Source organism: Burkholderia sp. RF4-BP95 (genome assembly GCF_001521985.1).
GTDB classification, from domain to species: Bacteria; Pseudomonadota; Gammaproteobacteria; order Burkholderiales; family Burkholderiaceae; genus Burkholderia; species Burkholderia diffusa.
On record NZ_LOSX01000047.1, the window covers coordinates 97,147 to 112,071 of the forward strand.

Genomic DNA, 14,925 nt, shown 5'->3' on the forward strand with positions numbered 1-14,925 from the left:
GGCGGCACGCGCCGTGCTGTTCGAACGACGAACAACGGTGCGCGACGAAGTGCGTATTGTGCCTGTTGTTGCGCAGCGCGACAGGAATCCCATGGCGCGGGCACGGTTGAATGCCGATTTCGGCACAGTCGGCAACTGACGAACCGGCATTGCGCCGGCCGGAAATCAAGGTCTCACGCACGCTTGCGCCGCGCCAGGGTCCGGGCCATAAACGGAAGCCGCCGGCAGGTGCCGGCGGTCTTTTTATTTGCGGTGCGATACGCCGACGACGCGTCGATCAGTACTGCGCCTGATCCGTCGGATTCCTGAACAGCTGCTTCATCTCCGGCGACAGCGGATAATTGAGGCTCACGCCCTTCGGCGGAATCGGCTGCATGAACCACTGGTCGTAGAGCTTCTCGGCCGCGCCGGAGGTCTGCATCTTCGCGATCACGCCGTCGACCACGTGCTTGAACGCCGGATCGTCCTTGCGCATCATGCATGCGTAGTTTTCGTGAACGAGCGGCGTGCCCGTCACCGTGTACGCACTCGGATTGCGGTCCTTCGCGATCTCGCCGTACAGCAGCGGCTCGTCCATCACGAACGCGACCGCGCGCCCCGTCGTGACGTTCAGGAACGCTTCGGCGTGGTCCTTCGCGCTGATGATCGTCATGTTCATCCCCTTCTCCTCGTTCAGCTTGCGCAGCAGGCGCTCGTCCGACGTGCCGGCCGTCGTCGCGACCGTCTTGCCGGCCAGGTCCGTGAAGTCCTTCACGCCGGAATCCTTGCGCGTGCTGAAGCGGATTCCGTACAAAAAAATACTGTTCGAGAACGCGGCCTGCTTCTGCCGCTCCAGCGTGTTGGTCGTCGACCCGCACTCGAAGTCGATCGTGCCGTTCTGCAGTAGCGGAATCCGGTTCTGCGACGTGATCGGGATTTCCTTCACCGTCAGGTTCGGCGCCTTCAGCTCGGTCTTGAGCGCGTCGATGATGCGCGCCGCGATGTCGCGCGAGTAACCGATGTTCTTCTGCTGGTTGTCCGAATACGAGAACGGCACCGACGATTCGCGGATACCCAGCGACACGATGCCCGTGTCCTTGATCTTCTTCAGCGTGCCGGTGAGTGCCTGCGCGTGCGCGGTGCCCGCCAGCGCGCAGGTCAGTGCGACGGCCAGCCAACGGAAGCGGCGATCCATGCTTTTCTCCTGACGAAACGTTGATCGAATCGCGATCGTACGCCCGACAAAATTCGCGCCTCATCAGGGAAAGCGTAAAGCGCACTCCGTCGATGCCGCCCGCGAGCAATCGTTTCCGTGGCGCGCAAAAACGCCCGCGCCGCACGTTTCTCCCGGTCATCCGCCTCCAATCTTGCACTGCGTGAACAGATCATCCGTTCCAAACGCGCGTTCATGCTGCAATACAGCAAGGCAATCGTTTGCGTGTCGCGCTTTTTTCACACAAAACATATTCAAGAAGCCGCCTCATCGGCCGTTACCCAGTGCATGGCGCGTCGCAGCAGTCTGCACGTGTCCGATAAAAAAACAGGTCCGGTTTACGCCGGGCAGGCACGGCCGCCAGCACGACGGTCATCTACGAGGATCGAGTTTCACCATGAGAGCCAAACGATTCAATTTCGCGCTGGCCCACTCCGCTCATGCGCGCATGCTCGCCGGCATGCTGTCTGCCGCGGCCCTGCTTCCGATCGCCGGTTGCGGCGGTGGCGGCGACGGCAGCAATCCGTCTTCTTCCAACGCAGCGCCGGCCCCCTCGCCGGCGCCCTCCCCAACCCCGACGACCCCGCCCCCGACCAACGGCAGCAATGCATGCACGACGCAGCAGGCCGCCGTGCAGATGGCCGCCCAGACGACCGGGCCCATCGAGCCGCCGGTCGATCACCTGATCGTCCGGCTGAAAACGCCGACTGCCGCGCGCGCGATGGCGGCCATCGACACCGGCACGCGGCTCGACGCGGTGATCCAGCGCTCGATGACGCGCTGGACAGCGCCGACGTCGAGCGGCGCCGCACGGACGTATGCCGCCGTGACGACATCGCAGGCACCGCTGAACGTGCAGGTCGAGCGAACCCTGTCGGACGGCGCGGCCGTGCTGTCCATCGGCCAGCGCATCGCATCCGACGACGCGGCGGCGCTCGCGCAGGCGTTCGCGGCCGACGGCGACGTCGACTACGCGGAACCCGATCACCCGATGCGAATCCGCGACACGCCGAGCGACCCCGCCTATGGCCAGCAGTGGTATCTGTCCGACGCCAGCGTCGGCATCAACGCGCCGCCTGCGTGGACGCGAACCAAGGGTGCGCCGACCGTCGTCACGGCCGTGCTCGACACCGGCTACCGGCCGCACCCCGACCTCGTCGGCAATCTGCTGCCCGGTTACAGCTTCATCTCGAACGCCAACACCAGCAACAACGGCCAGGCGCGCGGCACCGATGCAACCGATCCGGGCGACTGGGTCACGCAGCAGGAACTGGACGACACCAGCGGCCCGTACTATCACTGCGCGAGCGAGCCGAGCGCCAGCAGCTGGCACGGCACGCGCGTGATGGGCGTGATCGGCGCCGCCGCCAACAACGGCATCGGCGTCGCCGGCGTGTCGTGGCTCGGCCGGATCCTGCCGGTGCGCGTGCTCGGCAAGTGCGGCGGCAAGACGAGCGACATCGCGGACGCGATGCGCTGGGCAGCCGGCATCCCGGTCGCCGGCGTGCCGACGAACCCGAATCCCGCGAAGATCATCAACCTGAGCCTGGGCGGCGTCGGCGCGTGCAGCGCGACGTTCCAGCAGGCGATCGACGATGTGAATGCGAAGGGCGTGACCGTCGTCGTCGCCGCCGGCAACGATGGCCTGTCGACCGCGCTCGACCAGCCGGCGAACTGCCGCGGCGTGATCACCGTCGCCGCGACCGACGCGACCGGGCGCCGCGCGTCGTTCAGCAACTTCGGCTCCGACGTCGCGCTGAGCGCACCGGGCGTCAACATCCTGTCGACGGCCAATAGCGGTAAGACGACACCGGACACGGACACGTACGGCACCGCGAGCGGCACGAGCCTCGCGACACCGCAGGTGACGGGCATCGTCGGGCTGATGCTGTCGGTGAACGGCAACCTCACGCCTGCCCAGATCCAGCAGAAACTGCAAGGCGGCGCACGTGCGGCGATGCTGCCGGCCAGCACGTCGTGCACCGCGCTGCCGGCCGGTTCCGGTATCGCGGATGCAGGCGCTGCCGTCACGGCGTCCACGCAGTAACCGGCACGTCGCCTCGACGCAACCGCGCGCATGCCTGCCTGGCATGCGCGCGTTTTTTTCGTCCGCGAAGCCAGCGTCGTCGCACCGGTGTATTGCAGGAACTGCCTGAAAAAAGGGCGTAAAAAGGGTTGACGCTTCGCACGACGACCCATTACCATCGCCCCCGTCTGATTACATGGAGTGTTCTGTGAACACCGATGCGAGTTGTAGTTGGTCCTCGACCAACTTGACTGCTGCCTGAGGAAACCGCGCAGAGCCTCGTCTTCTGCCGCATCCCGGGAAGCAGGATGCGGCGCCCTTCCGGCCTGACCGGCCAGAATCCCCCGCCGATTTTTTCGATATCGCCGAACGTCCGCGCTGCGCAACCGTGCGTTGCCGCGCGCATACGTTCGCGCCGCACGCAGCGCACGCTGCGTGCGTGTTCCGTTCGCGTGCCGTCCGGCCGCGCGCCCTCACGCGTGCGCGGCTATCGATCGCCCGTGCCGTCCACCCGCAACCGACAGGAGTGCAGATGAACTCAGACGACAGTAGTCGATTACCGCTCGCCGGTGCGACGCCGCGCTTCGTCCCTCGGACCGCACTCCGCGCGCCGGCGAGCCTTCCTCCCTTCACCGATCCACAGCCGATCGCGCCCGGCGCGACGCGGCGGGAAGCGTTCGTGCGTCGATAACGTCACGGTCGCTTCCCGCCCGCCGCCGCGTGCGCAAGGAGCGATTCATGACACAACGAAACACCTCGCAAAAGAAACAGCGCGGCTTCATCAACGCCGGCCCCGGTCAGCAGAACGAACCGCGCGTCATGCGCGCCGCGCGGGAAGCGGCCCGCCCGCTCGAAGAAACCTTCAAGTCGCTGCATACCAGCATGCGCGGCCTCACCTACGGGCAGGCCGCCGACCGTCTGCAGCACGACGGCCCGAATGAAATCGCGCACGACAAGCCGCCGCACTGGACGCGTCAGTTGCTGCATGCGTTCCACAATCCGTTCGTCTACGTGCTGCTGGTGCTGGCCGCGATCAGCTTCTTCACCGACGTTTACTTCGCGGCACCCGACGATCGCGACTACGTCGGCATGACGATCCTGCTGGCGATGGTCACGATCAGCGCGTTGCTGCGCTTCGTTCAGGAATTCCGGTCGCTGCGCGCGGCCGAAAAGCTCAAGGCGATGGTCCGCACGACGGCGACCGTGCAGCGCGCGGTGACCGACACGTCCGAGCCGGCGCGCCGCGAGGTGCCGATGCGCGAAGTGGTGGTCGGCGACATCGTGCATCTGTCGGCCGGCGACATGATCCCCGCCGACGTGCGTCTGCTCGCGTCGCGCGACCTCTTCATCAGCCAAGCCGTGCTGACCGGCGAAGCGCTGCCGGTCGAGAAGTACGACACGCTCGGCGCGGTCGCCGGCAAGTCGGCCCACGCGGGCATGGCGGGTGCGGCGAACGACGCGTCGACATCGCTGCTCGATCTCGAGAACGTGTGCTTCATGGGCACCAACGTTGTCAGCGGCACCGCGACGGCCGTGGTCGTCGCGACCGGCGAGGACACGTATTTCGGATCGCTCGCGCGCAACGTCGTGAGCCATAAGCGGATCGAGACGAGCTTTGACCGCGGCGTCGCGAGCGTGAGCTGGCTGCTGATCAGGTTCATGTTCGTGATGGTGCCGATCGTGTTCATGATCAACGGCCTGACCAAGGGTGACTGGCTGAGCGCGCTCACGTTCGCGCTCGCGGTGGCCGTCGGCCTCACGCCCGAGATGCTGCCGATGATCGTCAGCGCGAACCTCGCGCGCGGCGCGATCGCGATGGCGCGCCGCAAGGTCGTCGTGAAGCGGCTGAATTCCGTGCAGAACTTCGGCGCGATGGACGTGCTGTGCACCGACAAGACCGGCACGCTCACGCAGGACAAGATCATCCTCGAACACCATCTCGACCTGTCCGGCCACCGGAACGAGGACATCCTGCGGCTCGGCTGGCTGAACAGCTTCCATCAGAGCGGCCAGAAGAACCTGATCGACATCGCGGTGGTCGCGCGCGCCGACGAGATCGGCGAGCGCGTGAAGCCGCAGGGTTACAGGAAGATCGATGAGTTGCCGTTCGACTTCGTGCGCCGCCGCCTGTCGGTCGTCGTCGAGGACGCGCACGGCGCGCACCTGCTGATCTGCAAGGGCGCGGTGGAGGAAATGCTCGCGGTATCGACCCACGTGCAGGACGAGCATGGCGTGCGTCCGCTCGACTTCGTCGCGCGCAAGCGGCTGCTCGAACAGGCAAACGCCTACAACGAGGACGGCTTCCGCGTGCTGGTGCTCGCGACCCGCGCGATCCCGCGCGGCGACGAACGCGAACAGTACCGCACCGCCGACGAGCGCGACCTCGTCGTGCGCGGCTTCCTGACCTTCCTCGATCCGCCAAAGGAATCGGCCGCACCGGCGCTCGCCGCGCTGCGCGAGAACGGCGTGTCGGTGAAGGTGCTGACGGGCGACAACCCGACCGTCACGATGAAGGTGTGCCGCCAGGTCGGCCTCGAACCGGGCAGGCCGGTGCTCGGCGCTGAAATCGAGGCGCTCGACGACGCGACGCTCGCGCAGCTCGTCGAACGCACGACGGTGTTCGCGAAGCTCACGCCGCTGCAGAAGGCGCGCATCGTGAAGGCGCTGCAGGCGAACGGCCACACGGTCGGCTTCCTCGGCGACGGCATCAACGACGCACCCGCGCTGCGCGACGCCGACGTCGGCATTTCGGTCGACAGCGGCGCCGACATCGCGAAGGAAACCGCCGACATCATCCTGCTCGAAAAGAGCCTGATGGTGCTCGAGGAAGGCGTGATCAAGGGCCGCGAGACGTTCGGCAACATCCTGAAGTACCTGAACATGACGGCCAGCTCGAACTTCGGCAACGTGTTCTCGGTGCTCGTCGCCAGCGCGTTCCTGCCGTGGGAGCCGATGCTCGCGACCCAGTTGCTCGTGCTGAACCTGATCTACGACACGTCGCAGATGCTGCTGCCGTGGGACAAGATGGATCCGGAGTTCCTGAAGAAGCCGCGCAAGTGGGAAGCCGGCAACATCGGCCGCTTCATGCTGTGGGTCGGGCCGACGTCGTCGGTGTTCGACATCACGACCTACGTGCTGATGTGGACCGTGTTCGGCGCGGGTGCGATGTATCACCTGCACGGCGGCTCGGGCGGCCAGATCGTGATGAACTCGGGCTGGTTCATCGAGAGCCTCGTGTCGCAGACGCTCGTCGTGCACCTGCTGCGCACGCAGAAGATTCCGTTCCTGCAGAGCACGGCCGCGCTGCCGGTGCTGCTGTCGACGTTCACCGCGATCGCGATCGGCTGCTGGCTGCCGTTCTCGCCGTTCGCGGATTCGCTCGGTTTCATGCACCTGCCGGGCACCTACTGGCTGTGGCTCGCCGCGACGATGGTCGGCTACATCCTGCTCGCGCAGATCGTCAAGACGATCTATGTGCGTCGCTACAAGCAGTGGTTCTGACTTCCTCCAAACGACGGCGTGCCGGCCCGCATGGGTGGCACGCCCACGACGCACTACAGGTGACGTGATGAAAAGAAGAATGCTTCCGCTCGCGGCCGCGAGCGCCCTCCTCGCGCCGCTGGATGCCTACGCGGCGCATCCGCTCGTCAGCGACGACACGGGCACGCAGGGCAATGCGAACTGGCAGTTCGAATTCAACGGCGAGGAAACCTCGAAACAGGACGAGAACGGCCGCCATCAGTTGTGGAACGCGACGCTCACGCGCGGGTTCGGCGAGCACGTCGATCTCTACGTGAGCGCGCCTTACACGCATCTGCAAACGCGCACCGACGAAAACGGCGCGGGCATCGGCGATGTCGAGATCGGCATGAAATGGCGCTTCGTCGAACGCGGGCCGCTGTCGCTCGCGCTGAAACCGAAGGTGACGATGCCGACCGGCAACGACGGTCGCGGGCTCGGCACGGGCCGTGTCGGCACCGGCGCGACGCTGCTCGCGCAAGCCGACGTCGCGCGCTTCTCGCTGCTCGCGAATGCGGGCCTCGCCTACCAGCCGAATCGCCAGGGCGATCTGCGCTCGGTCTGGGCCGTGTCGGCCGCGGCGCTCTACAAGGCAACCGACAAACTGCAGTTCGTGGCGGACATCGGCGTATCGCGCAACACCGAAAGCACGGCCGGCGCAAATCCGGCATTCGTGATCGCGGGTGCGATCTACTCGCCGAGGCGCTGGCTCGATCTCGACATCGGCTACCGGCACGGGCTGAACGACCAAACCTACCGTCATTCCGTCATGGGTGGAGTAACGGCGCGGTGGTGATGCCGTGACGATGCGGCCGACGCCGCATGTCTGACCGCACCGCGACGGGCCGCCTTCGGGCGGCCCGTTTTCTCATTTGCCGTCGTTCGCGCCGAACAGTTGCGCGCACACGGCGCGCCCCGCTTCGGTCAATGCGGCGCTGCCGGTGCCGTCGTCGTTCAGCGTCGTCGCGCTCAGGCCGGCGGCGTCGAGTTGCGTCAGCACGCGGCGCAGCGTGCTCATCGGCAATTGGGTGCGCTTCGCGATTTTCGGCAGCGACCACGTCCTGCCGGACGGATCGGTCGCGGCGTCGTGCAGCGTCGCGAGCGTCGCAACGAGTGCGGGATCGAGCGGGGCGTCGTCGGATTCTGAAGTCATCGGTTCGGGTTCGCGAGCCGGTGCGGGACCGGCATTCAGGAAGGATGCAATCGCGGACACTATACGCCCGGTCACGCGCCCTTGATCGCGGCGCGCATGAACGACACGAAACGCGTGGTCACGGGATCGTCACGACCGGACAGCCATGCCAGCCCGACGCGCCATTTCGCGTCCCTGCCGGCGAGCGGCAATACGGTCGCGTCGCGCAGCAGATACTGCGCACGCGAAGGAATGAACGCGACGCCGACCCCGGCCGCGACCGACGTGAGCACCGATTGCACGTCCTCCGCCTGCTGCGTGACCTGCGGCACGAAGCGCCGCTCGACGCACCACCGGTCGATCTGTGCGGCGAGCCCGGGGCCGCGTGCGCGCTGCAGCGCGATGAAGCCGATCTCGTTGAGCACGTCGAGATCGGCCGGCACGCGCTTGAAGCCGAGGTGCGGCGGCACCGCGAGCGCCAGCCCCTCGTCGATCACCTTGAACGACGACAATCCTTCATCCGACGGCAAACGCAGGAACCCCGCGTCGAGCTTGCCCGCGCGGAGCCGACGAGTTTGCTCGGACGACGACAGGTCGCTCAGCGTGACCGCGATGCCCGGATTGCGGCGCCGGAATTCCGCGACGAGTTTCGGCACGAGCGTCAGCACGGACAGGCAGATGCCGAGCCGCAAATGCCCGCGTTGCCCGCTGGTCGCCTCCCGTGCACGCGCGAGAATCTCGTCGGCGTCGCGCACGAGCGCCTGCGCGTCGGGCAGGAAGCGTTCACCGAACGGCGTCAGCTCCGCGCCGTGCCGCCCGCGCTCGAACAGCTTGCCGCCGAGGCTCGCCTCGAGCGCGCCGATCTGCTTGCTCAGCGCCGGCTGGCTCATGTGCAGCGTGTCGGCCGCACGGCTGAAATGGCTGAGTTCGGTGACCGTCAGGAAAGTGCGCAGCAGTTTCAATTCCATTCTTCAAAGGAATCGTATCGATCGAAACATTCATTTTACTGATCGAATGGCGTGACGTTCAATACGGAAACGCCCCTTTCGGAGTTACCTACCATGCCTTTCGATCATGCGGCCGAGTGCCTGACCGACGCGTCGTGCGACACGGTCGTCGCCGGCGCAAGCGATGCCGGGCCCGACGCGCCGGCGCCCGAGCGTCGCACCGCACGCGCCGACGGCCGCAGCCGCCGCTTGCGCTTCGGCGATGCGCTGGACGACGTGCCGCCACGTGCCGCCACCGGTTCGATCGCGATCAGCTTCGCGGTCGTGTCGCGGCGGAACTGGCCGCGTTGAATCGCGACACCTGGCGCCCGCCGCCGAACGCACGCGTTCGATCCTCCGCAAAAAAACCGCAGGAATCCGCGCGCATCACGCATCATTGCGCGCACTTCCATCGTCATCGCCACGCGATCGACCTTATAATTTCCCGCACCCGCTGACCGCCCACGCATTTCGCGCCGCCGCAACGCGCGAGAAAAGGAGACTTTCGCTTGACCGGCCTCATCGCGCGCCTGCCTCGCGCCCGGACCACCCTGATCATCGCCCTCTCGTTCCTGACACTCGCGTTCGCGACGAACGCGTCCGCGCAGCCGCATCGCACCGCGTCGCCGCATGCGCATGCGAAAGTCGTCAAGAAAAAGCCCGCTCCCCGCAAGCACAAGGCCGTCAAGCATCGCCGCCCGCGGGTGAAGCATCAAGCGGTCAAGCGTCACGCGGCGCCCGCACCGCAGCGGCGCGCGAAACGCACGAATGCGGTTCGCCCTCGCCCCGCCGCGAAGCCGCGCCTGCTCGCAAGCTGCGGCTATAGCCCGCGCGCGGTACGCTCGCTGCACTCGCGCGCGGCCTACGTGCTCGACGTCGACTCCGGCACGCCGCTGCTGGCCCGCAACGCACGCACGGTGCGGCCGATCGCGTCGATCTCGAAGCTGATGACCGCCGTCGTCGCGCGCGACGCGGACCGTCCGCTGAACGGCGTGCTGCGCGTCACCTCGCGCGACCGCGACACGATCAAGTTCACCGGTTCGCGGCTGCCGATCGGCGCCGAACTGTCGCGCCGCCAGATGTTCCATATCGCGCTGATGTCGTCGGAAAATCGCGCGGCCGCCGCGCTGAGCCGCGACTATCCGGGCGGCCGTGCCGCGTTCGTGAAGGCGATGAACCGCGAGGCGCGCCGGCTCGGGATGCGCCACACGCATTTCCGCGAACCGACCGGCCTCTCGCCGCACAACGTGTCGACCGCCGAGGATCTCGCGCGGCTCGTCGCCGCGGCCGCGCAGGATCCGCTGATCCGCTATTTCTCGACGGACACGTCGACCACCGTGCAGGCCGGCGACGGCGAGCTGCTTTACGTGAACTCCGATCCGCTCGTCCGCCACGGCCGCCTGCCGATCCGGTTGCAGAAAACCGGCTTCATCAACGAATCGGGGCACGGCGTCGTCATGCGCATGCACGTGAAGGGCCGCCGCGAAACGGTCGTGCTGCTCGGCGCGCCGACGCGCGCCGGCGTGTCGAGCGATGCCCTGAAGATCCATCGCTGGCTGGCCTGCTCGATCCAGTAAGCACGACGCGCGCGGCCCGCGCGCTCATCCACGAAGGAGCGATGCCATGCAGGACGAATACCGTTTCAACGCATTCGGACGCCTGCTCGCCGTCGTGCGTTCGAACGGCCGCTGGACCGTGTTCGATCTCGGCACCGACGGCAAGCGACGGCCGGCCAACCTGCAGATTCCGTCCGCGCTCGCCGCGGACGAACTCGCGCAATATCTCGGCGACCTGCTGCACGAGAATGCGTCGCCGAAGTACAACGACGTCGTGCCGATTCCGTCACCGCGCCGCGCGTAACGCGCTGCCCACTCCCACCGCACCGACACACCACGCATCTCGCACGCCCGCCAAATTCGACAGCCAAACTTGCAAGTTAAACTGTCGTGTTCTATGATTCGCCGCATGACACCGCCACGCTCACCCGGCGTTTCCGCCGATACCGTCGCCGCCGATCTGACCCTCGCGGTCGGCCAGTTGATCCGCCGGCTGCGTTCCGAGATCGAATCCGAAGGGCTCGGCATGTCGCAGACGAGCGCGCTCGCACGGCTCGAACGACAAGGCCCGATGACCACCGCCGATCTCGCCCGCGCCGAGGCGATGAAGCCGCAGTCGATGAAGGCGATTCTCGCGAGCCTCGAGGAAGACGGGCTCGTCGAACGCGAGCCTCATCCGACCGACGGCCGCCAGATCCTCTTCATGCTGACCGCGGCCGGCCTCGCGGCGCGTCGCAAGCGCAACACCGCGAAGCACAAGTGGCTCGGTGCCGCGATCGAGAAGCTCGCCCCCGAAGACATCCGCACGCTTGCCGCCGCGATTCCGCTGATCCGGCGCATCGGCGAGCAGTGACCCGCATGCGTGCCGCGCGGCATCCGCGCGCACGCTTTCCTTCGCCCACTTCACGGAGCATCACGCCATGAGCACGACCCGTCTCGACACGCAAACGGCACTCGTCGTCATCGACCTGCAGAAGGGCATCGTCGCGCTGCCCACCGCTCACCCGGTCGCACCGGTGATCGAGCGCACGCGCGCGCTGCTCGACGCCTTCCGTAGCCGCGGCCTGCCGGTCGTGCTCGTCAACGTTGCCGGCAGCGCGCCGGGCCGCACGCAGCAGCAGGTGCGTCTGGATGCCCTTCCCGCCGACTGGACCGATCTTCTGCCCGAACTGAACCGCCAGCCAAGCGACCATGTCGTGACGAAGAAGACCTGGGGCGCGTTTACCGGCACCGGTCTCGACGCGCACCTGAAAGCCGCCGGCGTCACGCAGATCGTGCTGGCCGGCATCGCGACGAGCATCGGCGTCGAATCGACGGCCCGCCAGGCGCACGAACTCGGCTACAACGTGACGCTCGCGGTCGACGCGATGACCGACCTCAACGCCGACGCGCATACGAACAGCGTCGAACGGCTGTTCCCGCGCCTGGGCGAGACGGGTCCGACGCAAGCAATCCTCGCGCTGCTCGACCGGCGCGGCGCGTGAGCGACAAACGCGCTCGGCCGGCGCCGGGCCATGCGGCCGGCCGGCTCGATCCGTCGATCTGGAAAGTCAGCGCCGTCGCGACGCTCGGCTCGCTGCTGTCGCAACTCGACGCGACGATCGTCAACGTATCGCTGGCGAGCCTCGCGACCGATCTGCACGCAAGCCTGTCGACGATCCAGTGGGTGACGAGCGGCTACCTGCTCGCCCTCACACTGGTGTTGCCGCTGAACGGCTGGCTGGTCGACCGCATCGGCGCGAAGGCGCTGTACCTGTGGTGTTTCTCCGCGTTCACGCTGACGTCGGCGCTGTGCGGGCTCGCGTGGTCCGCGCCGTCGCTGATCGCGTTCCGCGTGCTGCAGGGCGTCAGCGGCGGGCTGCTCGCACCGATGGCGCAGATGATGATCGCGCGCGTGGCCGGCCAGCAGATGGCACGCGTGATCGGTTATGCGGCGGTGCCCGTGCTGATCGCGCCGATCCTCGGGCCGGTCGTCGCCGGTGCGATCCTGCAGCACGCCTCGTGGCGCTGGCTGTTTCTCGTGAATCTGCCGGTCGGTGCACTGGCGCTTGCGCTGGCCGTGTGGTTCCTGCCCGGCGACTGCGACGAAACGCAGCGGCGCGAACTCGACTGGGTCGGCCTCGCACTGCTGTCGCCGGCGCTCGTGCTGTTCCTGTATGGCGCCGAGCGCATCGACGCGATGCCCGGCATCGCCGCGATCATGGGGTCGGTGCTGCTGCTCGCCGCGTTCCTGCGCGTCGAGCGGCGCAAAGGCGAGCATGCGCTGATCGATCTCGCGCTGTTTCGCTCGCGCGTATTCGGCGCGGCCGCTGCCACGCAGTTTCTGTCGAACGGCGCGATCTACGCGGGCCAGATGCTGATTCCGGTGTTCCTGATCGAAGCGTGCGGCCGCTCGCCCGGCGAGATGGGCTGGCTGCTGGCGCCGCTCGGGCTCGGCATGCTCGTCACTTATCCGTCGATGGGCGCGCTGACCGGCCGGTTCGGCGTGCGCCGGCTGGCCGCCGCCGGCGCGCTGCTCGCGCTCGCCGCGACGCTGCCGTTCGTGTATCTGGCGCTGGCCGGCTACGATCCCTACGTGCTGGTGCCCGCGCTGTTTCTGCGCGGAATGGGGCAGAGCGCGATCGGCGCACCGTCGATTTCCGCCGCGTATGCGTCGGTCGAGCGGCGCAACCTGCCGATGGCGACGACGTCGCTCAATATCGTTCAGCGCCTCGGCGGCCCGACGTTCACGACGATGTGCACGCTGTTTCTCGCGTGGCGGCTGCAGGCCGAATCCGCGTCGACGGGCGGCGCGCATGGGGCCGCCTACGCGTGGGCGTTCGGCCTGCTTTGCACGCTGCATGCGGCGAGCTTCGTGACGACGCTGCGGCTGCCGCGATGGTCGAGCGGCGCGGGCGGACGGCCGGCGGGGGCCGCGCGGGCCGGTTCGCGGTGAATGCAGACGCCACTGCCCGTATCGATGGTCGACCGGACCTGCGCGTTCCGCCCCGCTCGCCGCCGCGCGACACGTGCCCCTCGCGGGCACTGCATGGCAAACGCGCAACGTGCTGCGCGGCATGAAAACGACGCAGTCCGACGTAACGCTGAAAATGCTCCGGAGCCCTACGCCATGCGTGCGCGACATCCGGCCGGAACCCGATGGCACAATCACGGTCCCTTACATGTGCCCTTCATCGGGCGCACGCCGCATCGCGGCGCAGATTCAACACACGAGAAGGACCCTGCCTGACCTTATGACCCTGAACGAATCCTGGTTTGCGCCGCTCGTCGGCATCCTCATCCTGCTCGCTGCCGCCGGCGCGATCACGGCCACCGCCCATTTCCTGCTGTTCCGCGTGGTCGCGCGTCTTGCGCGGCTGTCGGCCACCCGTATCGACGACGCGCTGTTCGAGTTCGGCGCATTCAAGTGGCTGAACCGCATCGTGCCGTTCGTCGTGATCAAGCTCGGGCTCGGCGCGGTGCCCGGCATCCCCGCCGTGGCCGCGCAAGCCGCCGACAAGGTGCTGTTCGCGCTGATCGTGTTCCTGGTGTCGATGACGATCAGCGCGACGCTGTCCGCGCTCGAGCACACGCATCGCACGAGCCGGCGCGACCAGCCGCGCCTGTCGCTGAAAGGCGCGATGCAGCTCGTCAAGCTCGTGATGTTCATCACGGCCGCGCTCGTCGTGATCGGCGACGCGACCGGCAAGCAGATCGGCCTGCTGCTGTCGGGCATCGGCGCGATGTCGGCGGTGCTGATGCTGATCTTCAAGGACACGCTGCTCGGCCTCGTCGCCGGCGTGCAACTGTCGTCGAACGACATGCTGCGGATCGGCGACTGGATCACGATGCCATCGGCCGGCGCGGACGGCACCGTCATCGACATCACGCTGAACACGGTCAAGGTCGCGAACTTCGATCACACGATCATCACGGTGCCGACCTGGAAGCTGATCACCGAGAGCTACCAGAACTGGCGCGGGATGACCGAGGCCGGCGGGCGCCGCATCAAGCGCGCGCTGTTCGTCGACGCGACGAGCGTGCGCTTTCTCGGCAACGACGAGATCGAACGGCTCGAACGCCTGACGCTCCTGAAGGATTACCTCGAAGACAAGGTCGACGCGATCGCGCAATGGAACGGCACGCTCGGCGCGGCCGGCGAATGCCAGGCGAACCGCCGCCAGCTGACGAATCTCGGCACGTTCCGCGCGTACGTCGCGAACTATCTGAAAGGCCATCCGCGGATCCGCCGCGACATGACGTGCATGGCGCGCCAGCTGCCGCTGACGGCCGAGGGCATTCCGCTCGAACTGTACTGCTTCACCGACACGACGACCTGGGTCGACTACGAGGCGATCCAGTCCGATCTGTTCGATCATCTGATCGCGGTGCTGCCCGAGTTCGGGCTGCGCGTGTACCAGCATCCGTCGGGCTTCGACATGCGCCGGATGGCCGGCGCGGCGCAAGCCGACATGCCGGCGCCGCACGCGCGCTAGGGCTCGCCGCGGCGGCCTGCAACGGGTCGCCGCCGGCAA

14 protein-coding genes are annotated in these 14,925 nt (G+C 67.3%); 11 read left to right on the forward strand and 3 right to left on the reverse strand.

Annotated elements, in window-relative coordinates; all coding sequences use genetic code 11:
* Positions 1-13: 13 nt before the first annotated feature.
* Complete coding sequence (locus WS46_RS36490) at positions 14-139, forward strand: hypothetical protein (RefSeq protein WP_257130006.1); 126 nt, start codon at positions 14-16, stop codon at positions 137-139.
* Positions 140-277: 138 nt separating this feature from the next.
* Here WS46_RS36490 and WS46_RS17735 read toward each other — a convergent pair whose 3' ends face one another.
* Positions 278-1,174 (reverse strand): glutamate/aspartate ABC transporter substrate-binding protein, encoded by an 897-nt coding sequence (locus WS46_RS17735; protein ID WP_059691295.1) that lies wholly within the window; start codon positions 1,172-1,174, stop codon positions 278-280.
* A gap of 415 nt (positions 1,175-1,589) precedes the next feature.
* Between WS46_RS17735 and WS46_RS17740 the strand changes: the two genes are divergently transcribed.
* From WS46_RS17740 to WS46_RS17750, 3 genes are all read left to right on the forward strand, one after another.
* Entirely contained in the window at positions 1,590-3,239 is a 1,650-nt protein-coding gene (locus WS46_RS17740) for a S8 family peptidase (protein WP_059691296.1), read from the forward strand.
* Positions 3,240-3,956: 717 nt separating this feature from the next.
* Complete coding sequence (gene mgtA, locus WS46_RS17745; RefSeq protein ID WP_059691297.1) at positions 3,957-6,719, forward strand: magnesium-translocating P-type ATPase; 2,763 nt, start codon at positions 3,957-3,959, stop codon at positions 6,717-6,719.
* Positions 6,720-6,786: 67 nt separating this feature from the next.
* Positions 6,787-7,533 (forward strand): transporter, encoded by a 747-nt coding sequence (locus WS46_RS17750; RefSeq protein ID WP_082725352.1) that lies wholly within the window; start codon positions 6,787-6,789, stop codon positions 7,531-7,533.
* A 72-nt stretch (positions 7,534-7,605) separates the two neighbouring features.
* On the opposite strand, the gene WS46_RS17755 is transcribed toward WS46_RS17750, so the two are convergent.
* Entirely contained in the window at positions 7,606-7,890 is a 285-nt protein-coding gene (locus WS46_RS17755; protein WP_059534015.1) for a hypothetical protein, read from the reverse strand.
* A 71-nt stretch (positions 7,891-7,961) separates the two neighbouring features.
* Positions 7,962-8,837 (reverse strand): LysR family transcriptional regulator, encoded by an 876-nt coding sequence (locus WS46_RS17760; protein WP_059684736.1) that lies wholly within the window; start codon positions 8,835-8,837, stop codon positions 7,962-7,964.
* Positions 8,838-8,930: 93 nt separating this feature from the next.
* Here WS46_RS17760 and WS46_RS17765 point away from each other — a divergent pair, with 93 nt between their 5' ends.
* The 7 genes from WS46_RS17765 to WS46_RS17795 all read left to right on the forward strand — a co-directional run bounded on the left by WS46_RS17765 (position 8,931) and on the right by WS46_RS17795 (position 14,886).
* A complete protein-coding gene (locus WS46_RS17765; protein ID WP_082725353.1) occupies positions 8,931-9,167 on the forward strand; it encodes a hypothetical protein in 237 nt (78 codons plus the stop codon).
* A gap of 197 nt (positions 9,168-9,364) precedes the next feature.
* Positions 9,365-10,432 (forward strand): serine hydrolase, encoded by a 1,068-nt coding sequence (locus WS46_RS17770; RefSeq protein WP_059691300.1) that lies wholly within the window; start codon positions 9,365-9,367, stop codon positions 10,430-10,432.
* A 46-nt stretch (positions 10,433-10,478) separates the two neighbouring features.
* On the forward strand, positions 10,479-10,715 hold the full coding sequence (locus tag WS46_RS17775; protein WP_059533907.1) for a hypothetical protein: 237 nt from the start codon (positions 10,479-10,481) through the stop codon (positions 10,713-10,715).
* Between the two features lie 93 nt (positions 10,716-10,808).
* Positions 10,809-11,264 (forward strand): MarR family winged helix-turn-helix transcriptional regulator, encoded by a 456-nt coding sequence (locus tag WS46_RS17780; RefSeq protein ID WP_059691301.1) that lies wholly within the window; start codon positions 10,809-10,811, stop codon positions 11,262-11,264.
* A gap of 67 nt (positions 11,265-11,331) precedes the next feature.
* Positions 11,332-11,895: an isochorismatase family protein gene (locus WS46_RS17785; protein WP_059691302.1), complete on the forward strand. Its 564-nt coding sequence runs from the start codon at positions 11,332-11,334 to the stop codon at positions 11,893-11,895.
* Entirely contained in the window at positions 11,892-13,346 is a 1,455-nt protein-coding gene (locus WS46_RS17790) for a DHA2 family efflux MFS transporter permease subunit (RefSeq protein WP_059691303.1), read from the forward strand. The genes WS46_RS17785 and WS46_RS17790 overlap by 4 nt, the downstream gene beginning before the upstream one ends.
* A 298-nt stretch (positions 13,347-13,644) precedes the next feature.
* Complete coding sequence (locus WS46_RS17795; protein WP_059691304.1) at positions 13,645-14,886, forward strand: mechanosensitive ion channel family protein; 1,242 nt, start codon at positions 13,645-13,647, stop codon at positions 14,884-14,886.
* Positions 14,887-14,925 lie beyond the last annotated feature (39 nt).